Origin of the sequence: Treponema denticola (assembly GCF_024181605.1) — a bacterium.
In the GTDB taxonomy this organism is placed as follows: domain Bacteria; phylum Spirochaetota; class Spirochaetia; order Treponematales; family Treponemataceae; genus Treponema_B; species Treponema_B denticola_B.
This window is the reverse complement of record NZ_CP054477.1, coordinates 1,188,565-1,208,772: the sequence shown is the minus strand read 5'-3', so window position 1 is coordinate 1,208,772 and position 20,208 is coordinate 1,188,565. Positions and strand designations below refer to the sequence as shown.

Below are 20,208 nucleotides of genomic sequence, written 5' to 3'. Positions count from 1 at the left end.
TAGATTATGTTTTCAAAAAATAAACTAAACGCTATTGTACATAACCAAGATTTTCAAGAAATAAGTAATATCGATATATTCAATAAACAAAATTATATAAAAAATAAGAATAAGCATATTACAGAATTACAGAAGAAACTAATCTTTGAACTGAATGAATATAAAAATATTGTGCTATTGTATACAGAAGCGGATTTACAGAGAAAAGATTTGCCAACAGGTTTTTCATTTGAATTATGGCGGTATATGATAATGGATACTATTATACACCCTGTAATGCATTTATTATATTATTTAATTAAAACAAAAAACTATAAGTTATTTTTCAAATTGTGTAAAAAATATAATGACATATTTTATTGTTATGCAAAAGGAAATCTTGAGGTGTATTCTTTTAATGAATATATTGAAGATAATAAAAAGTTTGTTGAGAATATAAAAGAATTAGGCGAGCAGTATAAAAATGATGATATGATACATGCAGTTTTAAAAGCCAATAAAATAGATGGAAACATCTAACACCCGCTTCAACCTGACATTGCGGACAAGCCGCAAACGCAGGTTAAGCGAATGTTAGGTTGACGCTTCGCGCAGTGGAGATAAAATATGAAAGTATTTATATCATACGCTTGGACAAATAATGAGTACACTTCAAAAATATTATTACTGGCTGAAAGATTAATGTCTGATGGTGTTGAAACGATTATTGACAAGTGGGATCTTTCTGCTGGTCAGGATAAATATGCATTTATGGAACAGATGATTCAAGATAGTAGTATCGATCATGTACTGATAATGCTTAATCGAGAATACAAACAAAAATCCGATGAGAGGAAAGGTGGAGTAGGGACTGAAGCACAGATTATTAGTTCAGATTTGTATAATAAAGTTGACCAAACTAAATTTATTCCTATTGTAATTGAAAAAGACGATAGTGGAAGACCGTACCTACCGATATATCTTAATAACAGAATTTACATTGATTTATCAGAGAATGAAAATTATGAGTATCGGTATGAAGAACTGCTTAGATTAATTTATAAACGTCCTCAGTTTCAAAAACCTAAGCTTGGAACTGCACCTTTATGGATTTTTGAAGATAAAGAAAATATATCAAATATAAATATCAAGGAGCGAGAATTAATCACTTCTCTTGAAAAGAATCATAAAAGTAGGATTATAAAAGTAAGAGACTATATAGAAATAATACAAAGCGAGTTAATTAATGCAGAAATCAATGAGAAATATCATGGTCAGCATGATTTTGGGAAGGTTGCATTTGATTCATTTACTGCAATGACTCCTGTTAAAAATAGCTTATTAAATGTATTAAAAAACATAGCCATATATGATGAAAGTATAGAAACTTTCGATGAGTTTTTTCAGTTTTTTAGAAATATTGAAAAATTTTATAGACCAAATACTAACAAAGATAATTCATCATGGACACTGGGGCAATACGATAATTATGTACTGTTTTTTTATGAACTTATAATAAGTTCAATGGCTATTCTATTAAAATTTAATAGGTATAATCTTGCAAATAAATTTTTAAGTAATGTTTTGATAAAAGATAATGCTATAAATTGGATGTATGGTGGACTAGAAAAAAATATTGAAACCATTTATGATAAATTTGAAAGCTTACATATAATACCAGAATATTTTCAATCAATTACTGGGAAGTCTTTTTTACAGCCAGTTGTTGAAATACTAAAAAATCGAGTTTTTCCCAGTTTATCTTTCTCAGATATCATAGAAGCAGACTTGGTTTTACATTACTATCGTACATTTACATCTCAATATAATCAATATTTCCCACGTTTTACTGTGTATTTAGGTGAATGCAAACTAACATTCCTTATTAACCTTATTTATAAAGATAAATCGAAGAGTGTTCTTACTGTTTTTGGAATTGATAATTTGAATCTTCTTAAGGAAAAAATAGATAATGGCTATTTCCTTTATGATAAACTGTATACCGATTATTATAATAGAATTCCAAAGTTGACATCATTAATAGATCAAAAATTATGGGGAACTAAATAATTATACCTAATATCCACTTCAAGCTTTAGCATGAAATTTACTAGAGTGAATATTAACAGAACGATTTTCCACAAAAAGGAGAAAATATGGATTCAACGATAATTGGAGCATTAATTGGAGTCATAGGAATAATTATTGGTGTTTTACTGACTTACTCTATGTCAAAAATAATGGTCTCAACTAAAAAGAAGTCTGAGTATTTAAAAAAAGTGCATTTAAAAATATTATCTATGGCTGAAATTTGGTTTATGGCTGAAACTCAGTTTCGCGGTAGTCATGATCTCAAAAGCGATTATGAAGGTTCGCAGTTTATTTCCTTTTTCAAATCGACTTTAGAAGAAAATATTGAAATTATTGAAGGTGATTTATACCAAGTTTACATTGATTTAAAATATATGGATTTTGTGGAAGATTTTTCTGGATTTATGATGAATTTAAATGCAATCGAAAAATTAAATGTAGTTGTTGATGAATTAATTAAAGAAAATAAAAAACTAAAAATTTGTAAAAATGAAATAATGGATAGATATAAAAAATTAAGAAATTCGGTAAATCTATGGATATGGTTTTCAAAAAATATTCATGAAGTCACTACCATAAATACAATTATGGCAATGAAATGGAACTTTAAAATTCCAATTGATGAAATTTTTGCAGATTCCTATTTTAATACGGTAATTAAACCTCTAACCGATGAGAATAAAATACTTGAATTATTTAAAAATAGATATTATAAAGAAGAGAAAGATTACCTAACACCCGCTTCAACCTGATATTGCGGACGAGCCGCAAATGCATGTTAAGCGAATGTTAGGTGGACGCCTTCGGGGCGCTAAAAATAGAATGCATTATAATGCATAAATATGTTTTATAAGGAGTAAACACTATGTCGTGGACTGATGACCAAATCGAAGCTGTATGGGCTAAAGCTACAAAGAGTAGCAATTCGAATGAAGAACAAGGATATCGTAAAGATCAATGTACTGCATGGATTAAAAAAAACGAATACGGTAACCGAAATTCAAAATATGGTTGGGAAATCGATCATATAACGCCAATATCAAAAAATGGTACTGACGATATAGGAAATCTTCGCCCTTTACATTGGAAGAACAATGCATCAAGGCAAGATGATAGACTATCAAAAGCGGTATATAGTGATGGAAACAAAAATATTGATGCTTCAACAGGTAAAGAGCTAGAAGTATAAAATATTTGATTATGCTGTTTACTTATATGTGTTTATTGTGACAGCTTGTTACAATAAACACATATATAATTAATTATAGTTTATGGTACTTTGTACATTACTAAATAATGACCCATTTAGTATTTAAAATACTAATGTTGTAAAAATAAGAGAGATATAAAATAAATAACATTTCTTGTTTTGTTGCCCTATAATTTTCTTTTGTATTGAATTATAAAAGTATCTCATTAAATTCATTATATTTGACTATAATAAAACTTGCTGATGGTTTAGATTCTATTATAATAGTATCTGATAAAGAATAGAAGAAGAAACATAACACCCGCTTCAACCTGACATTGCGGACGAGCCGCAAGTGCAGGTTAAGCGGATGTTAGATGGACACCGCTTACACGGTGCGTAGGAGATAAAATGGCATGGAATGATTCACTAGATAAAGGTTCTCCTGTATATAATCTGGCGATTAGTAACGAAAGAGTAATTCGTTCACTAGCAGGACCAGGATCAGGAAAAAGTTTTGCAATTAAGAGGCGTATTTCTAGGTTAATAGAGGAAGGTATGGACCCTAAGAAAATATTAGCTATCACTTTCACAAGAACATCAGCTGCTGATCTTAGAAAAGAAATATCTAGCATTGAGTTGCCAGGAAGTGATAAAGTCGTTGCATGTACTGTTCATAGCCATGCTATGTCAATAATTACAAAAGCTAATGTAAAAGATTTTACCGGTAGAAATCCTAGAATGATAATCGATCATGAAATTGAGCCTGCATTTAGAGACATAAAATACCCTCCAGATGCTGATATAAAAACTAAAAAAGAATATTTAGATTTATATCTATCAGCTTGGGCTAATATGCAACAAGATGATCCTGGATTGCCAAGAAATCAGATTGAACAGGAATTTCAAAATAAAATTATACAATGGTTAACATATCATCATTCTGTTTTAGTTGGTGAAGTTATACCAATTGCTATTAATTATCTTCGAAATAATCCTGCAAGCCCGGAAATTGGAAGGTTTGATACAATTCTCGTTGATGAATATCAGGATTTAAATAAAGCAGAACAAGAATTTATACATTTAGTTAAAGGTAATGCTAGTATATTGATTGTTGGAGATGATGATCAATCAATATATAGTTTTAAAAAAGCACATCCCGAAGGGATAAAACAAATTGATAGTATATATGGAGAATTTCAAGATATAGCTTTTGATACAATACGAAGGTGTCCAAAAATAGTAACACGAATGGCATCAGAATTGATATCTAAAAATTCCAACAGAAGTCTTGGCGCGCTTGTTCCGTTTGAAGCTAATCAAGATGGAATAGTTCAAATTGTTCAGTTTAATGATAATGATAAAGAAATTGAGGGTATCTGCAGGATTGTTAAAAACGAATTAGTAAGTGGAACGATTAATCCTGGTGATGTATTGATTTTAGCTCCAAGGAGGCATATTGGATATAGACTACGAGATAAATTAATCAGTGAAAAAATCCCAGTAAAATCTTATTTTAGGGAAAGCGTAATTAAAAACTTAAATGTTAGGATGGCTTATTCAACGCTATATCTTTTAGCAAACCCTAATGATCCAATCTCACTGAGATACTTATTGGGATCAGGATCAGCAGATTATAGGGAAAAGCAATATGAAATATTAAAGGAATACGCTAATGAAAGTAAAAAAAATATTAAGAATATTCTGGATGAAGTTATTGAAGGGAAGATTGTGCTTAAAGGAATTTCAACAATAACAAATAAATATAGAGAAATACTACAGTCATTACTGGAATTTAAAGAGCAAGTAAAAAAAGATGCTGTTAATGCTTTGGAATACTTTATTAATAGTGATCAAGATGAAATAGATTTTTACGAAATAATTGGTATTTATCAAAGAGCAATTAATAAATATCCATATCCTGAGGTTTTTACAGAAGAGCTGTTTAGTGAATGGCTCGGCAAGATTGTTAAAGAGCTGAGTGAGTCAATAGCTGAAATTGATAGCCCGGAAGAAATAAACCATGTTCGAATTATGAGTTTACATGCATCTAAAGGATTAAGTGCAAAATTAGTTATTCTTGTTTCAATGATTGATGAGCTAATTCCTTTTTTTTCAGAATCTCCTAAAGATACAAATGAAGAATTGAGAATTATTGAGGAGCAACGAAGATTGTTCTATGTAGCAATTACTAGAACAAAATCTTCGACAGATTCCTATCCGGATCGATTAATCATTAGTTCATATATTTGGATACATGGTATTGAAGCATTAAGAATGGGATTAAAAGCACGATCTGATAACTATTTAAGAGTGTCAGCAACAAGATATATTAGCGATTTTGGTAGAACTTCTCCAAGAACGATATTGGGAAAAGAGTTAACCTAACACCCGCTTCAACCTGACATTGCGGACAAGCCGCAAATGCAGGTTAAGCGAATGTTATGTGCACAACGCAGAGCGTTGGAAAAGGAGTATTACGAAATGAAAATTATGAGTGGTCAAGAATATATAACGTCTGAAAAAAAAGAAGTTAAAATTGAATTTAAACTATTTATAAATTGGACTATTGATGAAATTAACTTTGAAAATGAGTTTGGGAAAATAAAGTGCTATAATGATAAAAGTCTACTATCTATTACATATGATAGAAAAATTCCAAATAAAATGATAATTGAGTTTTTTGAAAATAAACTAAATTTAAAATATTTTATTGGTTATTTCGCAGCTTTATTACCCAAAATAAACAACGAAATTTATAAGCAGAAATATTCAAAAGGATACTTATTATTAAAACCTATTACCTTCCGAGATATTTTTTCGATTTCTTTAAATTCTGCAGAAAAGGAAAATACATTAATTTGCTATCAAAGTCAATTGAATATTGTTCCAAAAAATATTTCTGAAGATAAACTAGAAGTCTATTTAAGAGATTTTTTGGATTCGATGACATTATTCTTAAATAATGATTTTGAAAACTGTGTAAGAGCATGTATAACAAGTATAGAGAATTATTTTATTTTGATAGGAAAGAATAAAACTTTTAGAAAAAATTTAGAAGAAGTATGTTCAGAAATTGATTTTGATCAGAATGGAAAAACAACAAATCGTACTATCATCTATGATAATATCAGTTTTTTATATGATATAAGAATTGCAATTGTCCATAAAAATCTAAAAAATGATTTTGATTGGGAATGGACAGAATTATGTGAAAAAGGAATTTCATCTCTAAATTATATATATGCGAATCACTGTACAGATACAGATGTATGTGAATTTCTTGAAAATTTAATATTGGAATTTACATCAATAAAAGGTCTAAATAAAATTATGGACTTAGATATTATCGAACGAAGTTATTTTGATACTAATGAAAATCAAAATACAAAAAAAATAATTACTTCGACAGAAGAATTTAATGATATTATGTTCCAAAGAGTAAAATTTTCCGATGAATGTAAAAACCATTTTTCAATATAACACATAACACCGTTTTCAAAGCCGACAACGCAGACAAGCTGCGTTGCGGGTTAAAACAATGTTAGATTGACGCCTATCGGCGCGAAAGGATAAAATACTTATAAATTATAGACAATAAAAACAAAAATTGAAATGAATTTAGAAAGGCCAGCGAAATGAGTGATATGATAAAAAAAGAGTCTATACCTGTTATTGAGAATGATTGTGAACTTTGCAAATTAAATAAGAATGACAAAAAATGGTTATTATTCGAAAATACAGAATGGATAGTGTTTTTATCAGATAAGCAGGATTATATAGGAAGATTATTTGTCCTTTCTAAGGAACATATACAAAGCTTATGTGATTTAACGATTAATCAGTGGATTTCGTTGAAAAATATAATTAATTCATGTGAATTAATGTTAAAAGTGGAATTAAATGCAACTATGTTTAATTGGACATGCTTGATGAATGATGCCTATAAGTCTGATAATCCGCAGCCATATTTACATTTTCATATTAGACCAAGATATTCAAATCCAGTCAGTATATTAGAAAAGCAATATTCAGATAATGAGTTTGGCCACCATTATTTAAATCATAAAAGTAGTTTGCTTTCTAGCAGTGAAATAGATGCTTTGTTTCTATTTTTGAAAAAGAAAGTATCTTATTACTTTTAATCTCATATGATTAAAACCACCTTGTAAATGATTTTACACCCGGTTCAGGCGCTTTTTTAGTTAAAGCGATGAGTAATATGATTGAAGAAGCTGGAGGAGTAGACACTAATAAAGCTAAAGAAATAAAAGCAGAACGATTATTTGGAATAGAATTTGATAGGCAAATATTTACATTAGCTTGTGTTAATATGCTAATACACAAGGATGGTAAAACAAATTTAGAATTACTAGATTCCAGAACATATGAAGCTGATTCTTGGATTACTTCCAAACCTATCAATAAAATCTTGATGAATCCTCCTTTCGAATCAAAATACGGTTGTTTAGATATTTTAAAGAATACCCTCAATAATGTAAAAAATGGTACTTTAGCCGCAATTATACTTCCAGATAAAAAACTGGAAAAAGAATCTAAAAAGAAGGTTAAAGAGTTATTGAGTAAAAATAGAATTCATAAAATAATAAAATTACCAGAAAAGTTAGATGATTTTATCAATTATTTTCAAGAGAAAATTCGAAAACAATGACTTATATAAGCATTAAAATTACATTGTTTTGCAATGAGCGTTGGAGAAATGTGTTAACCTTGGTTTTGTAAAACCTAACACATTTTCGGCTTAATCGTTAAGGGTAGATTAAAACTAGGAAATAAAGTAGAATAAGTTGCTCCGGAAAAAAAAGAGCGGGAGAACTTATACGGATAGGAATAAAAAGTAAAAATCTAAAATTTAAAAATAGTTTGAACAAAAGAAATGTAGACTATTTTTAAATATGTATTTGAAAATAATGCATAAAAAATTGAGATAAAATTATGTTTTGGTTTTGAAAAGAAAATCTAACACCCGCTTCAACCTGACAAACGGGACTATGCCCGTTTGCAGGTTAAGCGGCAGTTAGATGGACACCGCTTTCGCGGTGTAAATATTTTGTTATAAATAGGAGGTATGGTATGGAAATAAGAAATGAATCAAAGATTGAAATTATAAAACTTTCTATGATTATATTTACAATTATTATATCATTAATTATTTTATCAAAGACATTTTTGGAAAGAAATAAAGAGACTGAAGTAATCCAAGTAACAGGCTTGGGAACAAAAGATTTTGAAGCTGATTTGATTGTATGGTCTGGTTCATTTTCACAGATTGATATTGATTTAAAAAATGCGTATGAGCGATTGCATCTTGATCAAAATAAAATAATAGAGTTTCTAAAAAAGCGAAATGTGTCAACGCATGAATATTTATTTTCAGCAGTAGTAATTGATAAGGAATATGAAACAATATATGACATGGATAAAAACCAAAAACGTCTTTTTAAAGGATATCGCTTAATGCAAGATATAAAGATTGAATCAAACGAAGTAGAGAAAATAGAAACTATTTCACGAGAAATTACAGAGTTAATCAATATGGGGGTTGAATTCTATTCATCTAAACCGCAATATTATTATACGAAACTGGCTGAATTGAAAAAAGAATTAATTGAACATGCAACTGAAAATGCAAAAACTAGAGCAGAAACAATAGCGAGTAAATCAGGATTTAAACTAGGACGATTGAAGAATGCGAATATGGGTGTATTTCAAATAATAGCTAGAAATTCAAATGAAGATTATTCTTGGGCGGGAACTTTTAATACTACATCAAAACAAAAGACCGCAACAATAACAATGAAATTACAATTTGGAATACAATAGGAATGAGCATCTAACACCCGCTTCAACCTGACATTGCGGACGAGCCGCAAATGCAGGTTAAGCGGTAGTTAGATGGATGCCTTACGGCACGATAAACTGTAACTTTGAAAAATAAAGGGTATAATTTTGTAAATTAAAGCTTAAAATCCGAATTAATAGCTTAGTTATTTTGAGTAAAGTTATGTTTTATTATAATAGCTCCTTGAGTAAGGAAAAATAAACTTTTATCTAAGAATTTTAAAACTTATTAAGGAAATCAACTAAATATACATCCTTTGGACGGTCATAGTAATTGTAATAATTGAGTTATTAAGAAAAGTAAAACTTTAATTTTTGTATTTTAATATTGTTATGTAAATATAAAAAATAAAGTTTATTTGTAGTATTAGATTTATTGTTAAAAGATTGAAAAAGTGATATATTATTTATAGTATGATATTCGATTGGAATAATGAAAAAAATATGATGCTTAAAAGAGATAGAAATATATCGTTTGGGCGGATTATTGTGGCAATTGAGCAAGATAATTTATTGGATATTTTAGAGCATCCAAATAAAGAAAAATATCCAAATCAACTTTTGCTTCTTGTAGAAATTGATAAATATGTATATGTAGTTCCTTGTGTATTTGAAAACGATGTTTGTTTTTTGAAAACTATTTTTCCAAGTAGAAAATATACCTCGAAATATCTTGATTGGAAAGGAGAAGAAAATGAATAGTGAAAAAGAGTTGTATGAATCTATAGAAAATGATGAATGGAAATCGGTAAAAAATTTTTATGATCTTAGTAATGATTTTAAAAAAGCAGCTGAAAGTATGCTTATGAAAAGCGAGAAGATAGATATAATGCTTGTCAAGCAAGATATGAATAATCTAAAGGCTAAAGCTTTTGAAGAAGGTATGGAATATGAAGTTTTTGCAGGAAGTATTTTACATAAATATTTAACTGGAAAGCTGATAGAAAGATAAATAATTCAATGCGTCTAACACCCGCTTCAACCTGACATTGCGGACAAGTCGCAAATGCAGGTTAAGCGAATGTTGAACGGACGCTGCGCGTCCGTTCAACGGGCGGCGGAACATCCGCCTGTCGTCCGGCGCACAGCGCCGTCCAACATGCGGATTAAGCTGACGGCGAAGCTCAAAAGCCTAAAGGCTTTCTCGCTTCTTGCAGCTTATCCGCCGCCCGTTAGACAGAAGGTTTGCGTGAGGAAATATGATAATTAAGAAAAAAGAAATTTATTCATCTTTACATTTATACAACGAAATAAGAAACTACAATGTAACTGAATTACAAAATATTACAAATCATCTGTGTGATTTAGTAATTTATAAATATATAAGTTCAGTATTACTGAATAAAGAACATTGTTCAATGTCAAACTTACGGATGGATCAGTTATTTATTGATTTTTATCAGATTGAAAAAGATTATCCATTTTATAAATATGTTAAAACGGAAACAGTGGAACATGAAATGAATCTTAATGATTCTGCTGTTTTATCATTTCCATGGAGAAAGGACAGTGTTCTTTGGATGTTGCAAAAAATCCCAAACCCTGACTTTGTATGGAAAGAAGATACTAATCATAGTATAACATTGGTAAAACCTTTTAATTTCTATTTTATAAATAATGGTAATCATTCTATAGCAGGTGGACGAATAGCAAGAAAAGGAACCATAATATGTAATCACGCAATAGATTATACAAGCATAATCAGAACTTATGATTATAATGGTAAGTATTTTTATAATGAAAAGAATAAACGATTAAATAAACCTTTCCTAAATGAATTTGGAGAACTATTTATTCTTGGAAAAGTTTTACTTGAGAAAATTGCCTAACAATGTCAAAACAAAATATCATAGAACTTTTTCAAGTATCATAAACACACTTGTTAAAATACTTGCTTCATAAGCGGATTTTCTTATTGTGAAAGCATCAAAAAAATTAGACTTTAGGAAAATTGTAATGTAATTTTTTGAAAAAAGTGCTATAATAAGTTATGGAGGTGTAAAAATGTCAGATTTAGCCTTTGCAGATTTTTCAGAACAAGTGCTTTCTCTTTCGTATGAACAGACTATCATATTAATGGAAAAATGCTGGAATCATTAAAATCAAAACGAATTGCCGAAGATTATATTGAATTGGAAAAAGACATAACAAGAACTTCAATGAAGGCCATGTGGGAGGAATTAAAAAATGACACATGGTGAGATTTGGCTTATTGATTTTGGAGAACCACTAGGAAGTTACCTCAAAAGATTCTGTATCAATAATACATCTTTTAGGTGCAGTAAATAAATTCTGTTTTAAAAGAAAAGTCGGAAAATTTTCAGAAGAAAACTATCAAAAACTTGTAGAAGCAGTTATAAAACTTATCTCAAACAAATAAATCAAATAACATCCGCCTTAACCTGACATTGAATGGAAGAATTTGTCGTTAAAAAGTTAAAATCACAGGTAGAATATGATGAAAAAAGCTCTCTATTTCTTATAGACAAAATACTTAAATATGTGGTAAAATAATCCCACAAGGAGATGCAAATGCCAAGAATAGTTCCGATAAGAGATTTAAAAAATACTACAGCAATTTCACAAATATGCCATGAGGATAAAGAGCCTATCTTTGTTACGAAAAACGGTTATGGAGACATGGTAATTATGAGTATGGAAACCTATGAAAAAAATCTTTTTCTTTCCAATGTTTATGGTAAACTTGAAGAAGCAAAGCAGGACATGAAAAACGGCAGATATTCTTCTGTCGAGGATGCAGTTTCCCGTATAAGGGAGAAACATGGCCTATAGTGTTCGGATCATGGAAAAAGCAGAACAAGATTTGTCGGAAATAGTAGCATATCTTTCTGATACGCTCTGCAATCCTAAAGCTGCTGACAGTTTGCTGGAAGAATTTTTAGAGGTAAAAACAAACATTGAAAATAATCCGTATATGTATCCTTTATGTAATGATTTGGTTCTGCAAATAGAAGGATATCATAGGTTTCTTTTTAAGAAAAATTATATTGCATTGTATCTTATTAATGATGAAAAAAAAGAAGTTTCAATAATGCGTATTTTTTATGCAAAAAGAGATTATAATAATTTAATATAAATAAAACCTAACACTCGCTCAAACGCTGACAACAAGGACAAGCCTTGTTACAGGTTAAGTAAATGTTAAACAGATACCTTGCGACACGATAAACTGTAACTTTGAAAAATAGGGTGTATTTTTTGTAAATTAAAGCTTAAAACCTCAATTAATAGCTTAGTTTTTTTAAGTAAAGCTATGAGAGTTTAATCCTCTTGACAGTTTATAAGTATTTTAAGATAATTATTTTGTAAAATATTGCGAATATTAGAGGCATATATGATTGCTATAAAACCTGTTTCGGATTTGCGTAATTATAATAAAGTCTTGCAGGATGTTGCTGATGAATCGCCGGTCTTTCTTACTAAAAATGGCAGGGGGTGTTATGCGGTAATTTCCATAAGAGATTACGAAAAATTAACGGCTAGGAAAACTCTTTTTTCTGAATTGAAGAAAGGTGAAGAATCTGCTTTGCAAAACGGATGGCTGGACACAACACAAGTCAGAAAAATAGCGGGACTTTGATGTTTGAGATAAAGATTGCTCCGCAAGCGGCAGCAGATTTACTTGAAATCAAAGATTATATAGAGAATGAACTTTAAAATCCCATAGCAGCACATAATACCATTTCAAAAATTATAGAAACTTATGAAAATTTGACAGTTTTTCCAAATATAGGAATTCCTGTGGAAAAATATGTTTCATTTCCTACAGATTATAAGTTCGTGCTTGCAAATAATTATTCAATATTTTATAGAATTGAAGACGAAGTTATAAGAATTGTAAGGATTTTGTATTCAAGAAGAGATTTTGTTCGTATTTTGTTTGGTTTGTATTTTTTGTGATTTTATTCTATATGAATGAATAGGATGTTTGCGATGAGAATAGTGCTGAAAGAATTTATAAAAGTTTGCATAACAAAAAGCTCAAGAATTTTATGACGTAAATGGTTATGATATTATGGTGTGCGAAAAAGAAAAAAAATACTATAATTAATTTGGAGAGGAGAAAAATGAAAAAATTATGTCTTTTTATTGCAACAGCTTTATTGCTTTCCTGTAATACAGTACCAGCGAAAAATAACAACGCAAAAGAATTTAATAAATTTGCGTCGTTCAATGCAACCGGCGAAATTGAACTAGAAACCTCCGTGTTTCCTGCCGGTAAATATGCGGTATCATTAAGCGACAAAAGTGATAGTAACGGTGAAATTAAAATCTTTATTTCTTTTCCCTTAAATGAAGATGAAGAATATTATTACCCATTAGAAATGGAGTCGGTTGTTACGGAAGATATAAGCAATAAACCTGTTTTACTTCCCGTAAAAACCGACGGCGATATATTGGAGATAGCGGTAAAATATAGGGACAGAATATATACGGCGGCTTTTCAATATGTTCCCGAGACATTGCCCGAACCGTATAAAACGATCGGTGAAGTTAAAAGTCCATATGTCAAAAAAGAATTCGCACTTATTATGAGTGTGCAGGAATTTCTTGACAAAAATGCCGATATGATTTTGCGTAATTGGAAAGACTGGAAGTACGATAGTATTTTTATTACATTCCCCGATAAAACAAAAATGGCATTGGCTTACGAAAAAAAACTGCCGCATTTGTTCCGTCCCATAGAGGGGTTACGCCTATTCGGAAAACAAGTTTTTGTAAATGAAAGCGATGCCGTTCCGCCGGTTAAAAAAACAGACAAAGGGGAAATCTTGGGCAATATCCATGGAGGTACCGACTCTGAAGGCGTTTTTATACATATCTCTGAACTCTTTGTTCCTGAGGGGATATTTTTTTCCAAGCAGAATAATGATCCCGATAAGGTAAGTTTTTCCGAAGAAAACGAAGATATCCGTTTTTTTGTGTATATCCACGAATCCTTCCACAGAGAACAGTGGCGCAGACGGTTTAAAGCTGCAAATGAAGGTAAATCATATATCAATATCGGTGAACCGATAGACACTTCAACAATGTCCACCGATACGGCTGTGTATACTTCGCTCGAAGGCTTATATCTAAAATCCGCTTGCAACGAACAAGATAACAACAAAGCCTTTATGCTTTTTAAAAAGGCTTGTGCGGCAAGGTATTTAAAGCATTCGTCTTTGCCGGAAACAGCCGTACAGCATGACAAATACAAAACGCTCATAGAAGGTACCGCCGTATATTCCGAATATCGGGCAGCCTCCTTAAAAAAAGATAAAGCGTCGCAAAACCACTTAAAGCGACGGTTGAATTCTATAGATGATATCCGCAGTGATTCAACAGGTCATTTTGGAACTACATATTATATGTATGGAATGTATTGGAGTTTATTGCTTGACAGATTTTCTCCTGAATGGATTCAAAATATTTTTCAGGAAATAAAAACTATTGACGACAAACTATATGATATTCTACCGTCGGCTTCACTTGAATGTAAAGAAATTTCGGAAGATATAAAAAACAGCAAAGAATATACCGATGTCGTAATGGAATATAAACCTAAATTTGACCACCGCGATGAAGTTGTCGGCTCTTTTGGTAAGCCGGGCGGTATTCACTATATTGTAGATTTTTCAAAAATAAAAATAACGGGCTTTAATATCGACCCGTATGAATTAGTGCTATACGGTCATTCTCAATATTATCCGAAAGGACTTAACGAATTTGTTATGAATTCATTTAAACTGAAATCAAATGCGCTTAGTTTTTGTTATTCACGACAAGCCGCCGTTAAGCGTTCAATACTTGAATGGTATGACCCGCGTTACAATATAGCGTATAAAATTAACGGAACAAAAAACGGAAATATATATGAAAAACTTTCTATTGAGGCTGACGGCATCAAATTTACAATAAACAAAGCGGAAGTAAGAGAAAGCAACAACGAAGTAATTATCTATGTATTAGAATGAATATAATTCGAAAGCTAATAAAATTGAAAAACTATTAGAAATAAAAAAAACTAAATATATAAAATGATATATTAAGGAAAATCTTAAGAAAATAGATTAATCAAAATGGATACAGATTGGGTTAAAAAAATGGTAAAGCTTCTAACACCTGCTTCAACCTGACATTGCGGACGAACCGCAAATGCAGGTTAAGCGGATGTTATGAGGACGCCCTCACTGGGGCGCAGAAAATAAATGTGGAGGAAAAAAATATGAAAAAAGCTATCCTTTTTTTGTTTTTGATTTTGAGTTTCAACGGATTTGCCCAAAGTAGACAAGGATTGGTAATTGATAATGGAGTGCAATTAAGAAAATGTCCCGGTCTTGATACTGAAATAGTGGGGAAAAAAGATAAAAATTCAATTATAAACATTTATTCATATTCGGGGTCCGGTAAATTTGTTGATGGTATTTTAGATTATTGGGCATGTATTTCAGAAAATGAAAATGTTTGGATAAATGCATATTGGATCACAGAATTAGATTTTAAAGTAAAATACCGGCATCCGTTAGATGGAGAAGTGTATCTGACATTATTCTCATATAACCAGTCAGATGATAGTTTTAAATGCGTGTATCAGAAAGAATTTGGTAATAGAAAAGAAATAACAATCAAACGGACAGATAGTTATTCGTATACTTTTGAGTATGCAAGAATCAATATGCTTATAAAAAGATTTGATTCTATAATAACAGAATACGAAAAGTATAACGGCCAGATATATTTTAATCATAGAGAATTTGAGATTGATACAATGCACTTTGAACTTCTATATGGTATAAAAGTCGGAATGAAGAAAGAAGCTCTTTTTAAAATTTTAGGGAATGACCTTTATGTTGATTCTGACGGACGTTACCGCTGTTCTGTTGACTATCACGATAATGGAATAGATATGTTCTTTATTTTTGATAAGAACGATTGTATTAGTAAAATTGTTTACAAAAATCCTTATGGCGGATATATAAGATATGAGGATTTGCTGTAATGTTATATTCCATTGATCTATGTTATCTGAATTAAAGTTATTAAATAAATAAAAATTACATAACACAGTTTTCAAAGTCGAAATTTTTTGCATTTGCAAAAAATGCGGTTTAAAACAATGTTAGAACGACGGTGCATAGCGCCGCTAGGAGGAAATAATGAAAACAGGATTTTTTTTTACTATTTTTTTTATTTTATGGATTGGACCAATTATTGCAGGGGTAATTGTTGCAAAAAAGAAAAATAGATCGCCGCATTGGTTTTGGCTTGGAATTTGGCCGGGAATAGGATTATGGGTTTTTATAATAATGTTAATTTTTAAACCCTTAGAAATCTGTGAATCATGCAATAAAACAATTCCAAATGGAGCTAAAGTTTGTCCCTATTGCGGAAAAGAAACAATGATGGCAAGTAAAACTACAGAAGAAATAAAAACAATAAAAAAGAAAGAAAATAAAAAAATAATAATAACAGTATTTACAGTTTTATTAATAATTTTTATATTAGTAGCAGGTATTTTTATATTTGTAGGGATGGCTTTTAAAAATTCTGAACCATTTAAGCATTCAATCGAATTAATCGAGAATAATTCAGAAATTATGGAATATATTGGAAATGATTATAAACAGACAGGAATGATATTAGGTTCAATAAATGTAAGTGGAGATTCAACGGGAAATGCTTCAATTATGTATAAGATAAAAGGAAAAAATGGGATTTCCAGAATTTATGTAAAAGCGGAGAAAGAAAATGGAATTTGGATATATCAAAAAATTTTATTTTATAAAGAGCTTGGTAGCACGGATGTAATAGATTTATTAGAAGAAAAATAAGCGTCTAACACCCGCTTCAACCTGACATTGCGGACAAGCCGTAAATGCAGGTTAAGCGAATGTTAGGTTGACAAGCTAATCGCTTGCGGAAAAGTTTGTGCGAAGCCGACCTATAATGTTTTCTTCGATTGAAAAATATTATTAGAAAGCCAAGTATTATAAAGCAGCAGTATAACTGTATAAAATATTTTTTCTCTAAAATAAAAATATATGTATTGAAAATATTGCAAAAGGTATGTATAATATATTATGACATTTGAATGAGATAAGAATAAAAATGAAATAAATATAAGAAAACATAATGTTTCATTTGAAGAAGCTCAGGAAGCTTTTTTTGATAACAATAGAGTTATATTATATGATGAAAGACATTCGGATAAAGAGAACAGATATTTTTGTCTTGGTAAAGTTGAAGATAAAATATTGACGGTCTGTTTTACTTTGCGTAATGAGAATATTAGGATAATAGGTGCCGGATATTGGAGAGAAGGAAAAAGAAAATATGAAGAAGAAAACAGAGTGCAGTGATGCTCCTAAACAAGTAGCTGAGTCAATATCGCTATCGGAAAGGATAGATGATTTTTTACCGCCTCCTGACAGATTAATAGAAAAATCTGAAAAAGTAAAAATTACGATAATGCTTGACTGTGAAAGTGTTGCATTTTTTAAAGCTTCAGCAAAGAAAAATAATGTAAAATATCAAACAATGATAAATGAAATATTAAGCAAGCACGCTGAAAGATATAAGTACACGATTTGATAATTATAAAACCTAACACCCGCTTCAACGCTGAAAATATTTATTTAAAATGTATGCGAGGAATGATATGAGTTATTTTATGGAAAGTGAGAGAATAAAACTTCGCCCAGTCCAAAAAGATGATCTTAAAAAATTGACTGAGTTAATGTCCGATAGAGAAATAGGAGTATTAACTGGAGAAGTATATCCAATAACTGAAAGAGAAATGGATAACTTTTATGATCGATGTCAAAAAACAGATGACAGGATCTGGTTTGTAATTATTGATAAGGAAACAAATTCAATAATTGGAGAAACCGGTTTTCTAAGAATTTTTATGCCATGGAGAACGGCAGATTATTCGCTAATGATTTGGAATAGAAATTATTGGGCTAAAGGTTATGGAAAAGAAACTGCAAACTTAATGCTTGAATATGGTTTTAATAGCTTAAATTTCCACAGAATAGCAATTGGAGTTGTGGGAAGTAACGAAAGAGGATTAAGGTTCTGGAAAAGTATAGGATTTAAAGAAGAGGGTAAGCAAAAGGATGGATTCTTCAATAATGGCAAATATTCGGATTTTATAATGATGTATTTGCTGGATGAAGAGTACAGAGTTACTCGAAATAATAATAAAACCTAACACCCGCTTCAACCTGACATTGCAGGCAAACCTTGTTGTAGGTTAAGTGGAAGTTAGATTGAACCCTTCGGACAGAAAATATAACAGGAAAAAGAGATATAGATCAAAATTGCTTAATTTGTTTATCGATCAATCGAAAAAAGAAATTAATAAATTCTATACTAAAGGAGACACAAGGTAAGTCTATGAAAAAAAATTATCCGTCTGATATTTTTAAGTTAAATAAGTATTTTTTACTTCTTTTAATTTTATTTGGTTGTGTAAATTTTTATTTTACGATTGTTTCTTCGAATATGATTTCAAAAATTGCGGCTGAGGCAAATTTAGGGAATCTGAAATTTTTGGAAGTTTTAAAAACAGCAGGACTGATCTTAACTTTTTTTATATTTCAAATAGTTTTTAAGCTAATGCTGAACTCGCGATTTTTTAAAAAATCTGCACTAAAAATGCAAAATAAAATTATACAAAAATATTTTAGTTTGCCTTTTTCATTTTTTTATGAACACAACGCAGGGGATATTGTATCATCAATTTATCAGTTTTCTACTAGTTCCATATCGCATACGATTGCTTTTTTTGAAAATGTATCGCAAAGCTTATTAACTGTAATTATTCTTGCCTTTCTTTTTTATAAAAATTTTTGGCTCACACTGCTATTCTTAGTTTTTTCAATGCCTTCAATCATTGTTCATCTTGTATATTTAAAAAAAATACAAAATATAAAAAGAAATGTAAATCAACTTTTTCCAAAAACTTTTAGAGAGTTAAAGGATGTTTTAGCAGGGTCGTTGGATATATCTACAAATAACATTTTTCCATTTTTTCAAAATAAATTTAAAACTGATTTTGATGATTTAACAATGAATGGCTTATATGCGGTTTCAAAAACTCAAAGATTACAACAACTTGTATTCGTAAATTCTCAACGCATTATTCCGCTACTTGCTATATTAATTTATAGCTGTTTTAATAATGCAACAGATTCAAGTTTTTTTATTAGTTTTTATTTTTTAACACTTATGATACCGAATCTGTATAATCTTTTTTTGCTAAAGCAGATTTATAGAAATGTAAAAATTGCTCAAGAACCTCTTCAAGAGCTTTTTGAAACGCCTGATGAACAAACCGGAAATACAAAATTTGAAATATTTAAGTACAAACTTACTGATTTTTCAGTTACGCTTAGAGAAAATACATTGATTAATAAATTCAACTTAAATATACATGGTGGAGAAAAAGTGTTAATCATTGGAGGAAGCGGTACCGGTAAGTCTGTTTTATTAAATGCACTTATGGGTGTTGATTACCCGTATACAGGCTCGCTGACAATCGGTGATGTAGACATGGCGGCCGTTGACTTACATGCAATGAGAAAACGCACCGGATATTGTGATGTAAAAGGTTATGTTATAAAAGGTTCTATTTTAGAAAACCTTCAATTCAATAATTCTATTTCTGAAACTGAAATTAAAAACCAATTAGAAAAAATGGGGATTTTAAAGTATATGCCGCGGCTTGCAGATTTAAATAGTGTAATTAGCTCTGATGAAGTTTCTGATGGTGAATGCGAAGTGATTTCTGTTTTACGCTGTGTGTTTGCACAACCACAAGTTCTATTTTTAGATGAAGCAACTTCTGGAATGACTGCGGAAATTGAAAAAATTATTCTATCATATGCACGGCAAAAGATAAAAGCTATTATTGCAATAAGTCATAACTATACAACGACAGAATATTTTAATAGGCTTATTTATTTAAAGGGAAACACAATTGAGCTTGATATGCCAATGCAAGAAGCCTTGAATACTGATGAGGTAAAAGAATTTTATTATAATCAAATAGGCAATACAGAAGATGCAAAATAGGAGGA

Annotated in this window: 21 protein-coding genes and 2 pseudogenes; all 23 read left to right on the top strand. The window is 30.2% G+C overall.

The window, feature by feature from the left end; all coding sequences use genetic code 11:
- The first annotated feature begins 6 nt into the window (after window positions 1–6).
- The 23 genes and pseudogenes from E4N80_RS05545 to E4N80_RS05435 all read left to right on the top strand — a co-directional run bounded on the left by E4N80_RS05545 (window position 7) and on the right by E4N80_RS05435 (window position 20,203).
- Window positions 7–519, top strand: coding sequence for a hypothetical protein (locus tag E4N80_RS05545; RefSeq protein WP_253700878.1), 513 nt, complete (start codon window positions 7–9; stop codon window positions 517–519).
- Window positions 520–606: 87 nt separating this feature from the next.
- On the top strand, window positions 607–2,049 hold the full coding sequence (locus tag E4N80_RS05540) for an SEFIR domain-containing protein (protein ID WP_253700876.1): 1,443 nt from the start codon (window positions 607–609) through the stop codon (window positions 2,047–2,049).
- Between the two features lie 86 nt (window positions 2,050–2,135).
- A complete protein-coding gene (locus E4N80_RS05535; protein ID WP_253700874.1) occupies window positions 2,136–2,822 on the top strand; it encodes a hypothetical protein in 687 nt (228 codons plus the stop codon).
- Between the two features lie 113 nt (window positions 2,823–2,935).
- The gene (locus E4N80_RS05530; protein ID WP_253700872.1) at window positions 2,936–3,259 is read left to right on the top strand and encodes an HNH endonuclease signature motif containing protein; all 324 of its coding nucleotides are present in this window, start codon (window positions 2,936–2,938) and stop codon (window positions 3,257–3,259) included.
- 411 nt (window positions 3,260–3,670) lie between these two features.
- On the top strand, window positions 3,671–5,647 hold the full coding sequence (locus tag E4N80_RS05525) for a UvrD-helicase domain-containing protein (protein ID WP_253700870.1): 1,977 nt from the start codon (window positions 3,671–3,673) through the stop codon (window positions 5,645–5,647).
- A gap of 96 nt (window positions 5,648–5,743) precedes the next feature.
- Window positions 5,744–6,742, top strand: coding sequence for a hypothetical protein (locus tag E4N80_RS05520; RefSeq protein WP_253700869.1), 999 nt, complete (start codon window positions 5,744–5,746; stop codon window positions 6,740–6,742).
- A gap of 155 nt (window positions 6,743–6,897) precedes the next feature.
- Complete coding sequence (locus E4N80_RS05515; RefSeq protein WP_253700867.1) at window positions 6,898–7,404, top strand: HIT family protein; 507 nt, start codon at window positions 6,898–6,900, stop codon at window positions 7,402–7,404.
- A 32-nt stretch (window positions 7,405–7,436) separates the two neighbouring features.
- Window positions 7,437–7,931, top strand: a pseudogene (locus E4N80_RS05510) (N-6 DNA methylase); the annotation flags it as partial.
- Between the two features lie 422 nt (window positions 7,932–8,353).
- Window positions 8,354–9,103, top strand: coding sequence for an SIMPL domain-containing protein (locus E4N80_RS05505; RefSeq protein ID WP_253700863.1), 750 nt, complete (start codon window positions 8,354–8,356; stop codon window positions 9,101–9,103).
- Window positions 9,104–9,535: 432 nt separating this feature from the next.
- Window positions 9,536–9,823 (top strand): toxin, encoded by a 288-nt coding sequence (locus E4N80_RS05500; RefSeq protein WP_253700861.1) that lies wholly within the window; start codon window positions 9,536–9,538, stop codon window positions 9,821–9,823.
- Entirely contained in the window at window positions 9,816–10,073 is a 258-nt protein-coding gene (locus tag E4N80_RS05495; RefSeq protein ID WP_002672992.1) for a hypothetical protein, read from the top strand. The genes E4N80_RS05500 and E4N80_RS05495 overlap by 8 nt, the downstream gene beginning before the upstream one ends.
- Before the next feature lie 247 nt (window positions 10,074–10,320).
- Window positions 10,321–10,950, top strand: a complete 630-nt coding sequence (locus tag E4N80_RS05490; RefSeq protein WP_253700860.1) for a DUF6710 family protein — start codon at window positions 10,321–10,323, stop codon at window positions 10,948–10,950.
- 703 nt (window positions 10,951–11,653) lie between these two features.
- On the top strand, window positions 11,654–11,914 hold the full coding sequence (locus tag E4N80_RS05485; protein WP_156882499.1) for a type II toxin-antitoxin system Phd/YefM family antitoxin: 261 nt from the start codon (window positions 11,654–11,656) through the stop codon (window positions 11,912–11,914).
- A gap of 10 nt (window positions 11,915–11,924) precedes the next feature.
- Entirely contained in the window at window positions 11,925–12,218 is a 294-nt protein-coding gene (locus tag E4N80_RS05480) for a type II toxin-antitoxin system RelE/ParE family toxin (protein ID WP_253700858.1), read from the top strand.
- Between the two features lie 258 nt (window positions 12,219–12,476).
- Window positions 12,477–12,722 (top strand): type II toxin-antitoxin system prevent-host-death family antitoxin, encoded by a 246-nt coding sequence (locus E4N80_RS05475; RefSeq protein WP_253700857.1) that lies wholly within the window; start codon window positions 12,477–12,479, stop codon window positions 12,720–12,722.
- Window positions 12,722–13,042 (top strand): annotated as a pseudogene (locus tag E4N80_RS05470) (type II toxin-antitoxin system RelE/ParE family toxin). Before E4N80_RS05475 ends, E4N80_RS05470 begins: the two are co-directional and overlap by 1 nt.
- Before the next feature lie 167 nt (window positions 13,043–13,209).
- Window positions 13,210–15,099 carry a hypothetical protein gene (locus E4N80_RS05465; RefSeq protein WP_253700855.1) on the top strand — a complete coding sequence of 630 codons (1,890 nt, stop codon included), beginning with the start codon at window positions 13,210–13,212 and terminating at the stop codon, window positions 15,097–15,099.
- Between the two features lie 251 nt (window positions 15,100–15,350).
- The gene (locus tag E4N80_RS05460; RefSeq protein ID WP_253700853.1) at window positions 15,351–16,124 is read left to right on the top strand and encodes a hypothetical protein; all 774 of its coding nucleotides are present in this window, start codon (window positions 15,351–15,353) and stop codon (window positions 16,122–16,124) included.
- A gap of 157 nt (window positions 16,125–16,281) precedes the next feature.
- Window positions 16,282–16,956: a cytochrome c oxidase assembly factor Coa1 family protein gene (locus E4N80_RS05455; protein WP_253700852.1), complete on the top strand. Its 675-nt coding sequence runs from the start codon at window positions 16,282–16,284 to the stop codon at window positions 16,954–16,956.
- Window positions 16,957–17,238: 282 nt separating this feature from the next.
- Window positions 17,239–17,484 carry a BrnT family toxin gene (locus tag E4N80_RS05450; RefSeq protein ID WP_366797289.1) on the top strand — a complete coding sequence of 82 codons (246 nt, stop codon included), beginning with the start codon at window positions 17,239–17,241 and terminating at the stop codon, window positions 17,482–17,484.
- The gene (locus tag E4N80_RS05445) at window positions 17,426–17,716 is read left to right on the top strand and encodes a BrnA antitoxin family protein (protein ID WP_253700850.1); all 291 of its coding nucleotides are present in this window, start codon (window positions 17,426–17,428) and stop codon (window positions 17,714–17,716) included. The genes E4N80_RS05450 and E4N80_RS05445 overlap by 59 nt, the downstream gene beginning before the upstream one ends.
- A gap of 67 nt (window positions 17,717–17,783) precedes the next feature.
- Window positions 17,784–18,338 carry a GNAT family N-acetyltransferase gene (locus tag E4N80_RS05440; RefSeq protein ID WP_253700849.1) on the top strand — a complete coding sequence of 185 codons (555 nt, stop codon included), beginning with the start codon at window positions 17,784–17,786 and terminating at the stop codon, window positions 18,336–18,338.
- A 185-nt stretch (window positions 18,339–18,523) separates the two neighbouring features.
- A complete protein-coding gene (locus tag E4N80_RS05435; protein WP_253700847.1) occupies window positions 18,524–20,203 on the top strand; it encodes an ATP-binding cassette domain-containing protein in 1,680 nt (559 codons plus the stop codon).
- Window positions 20,204–20,208 lie beyond the last annotated feature (5 nt).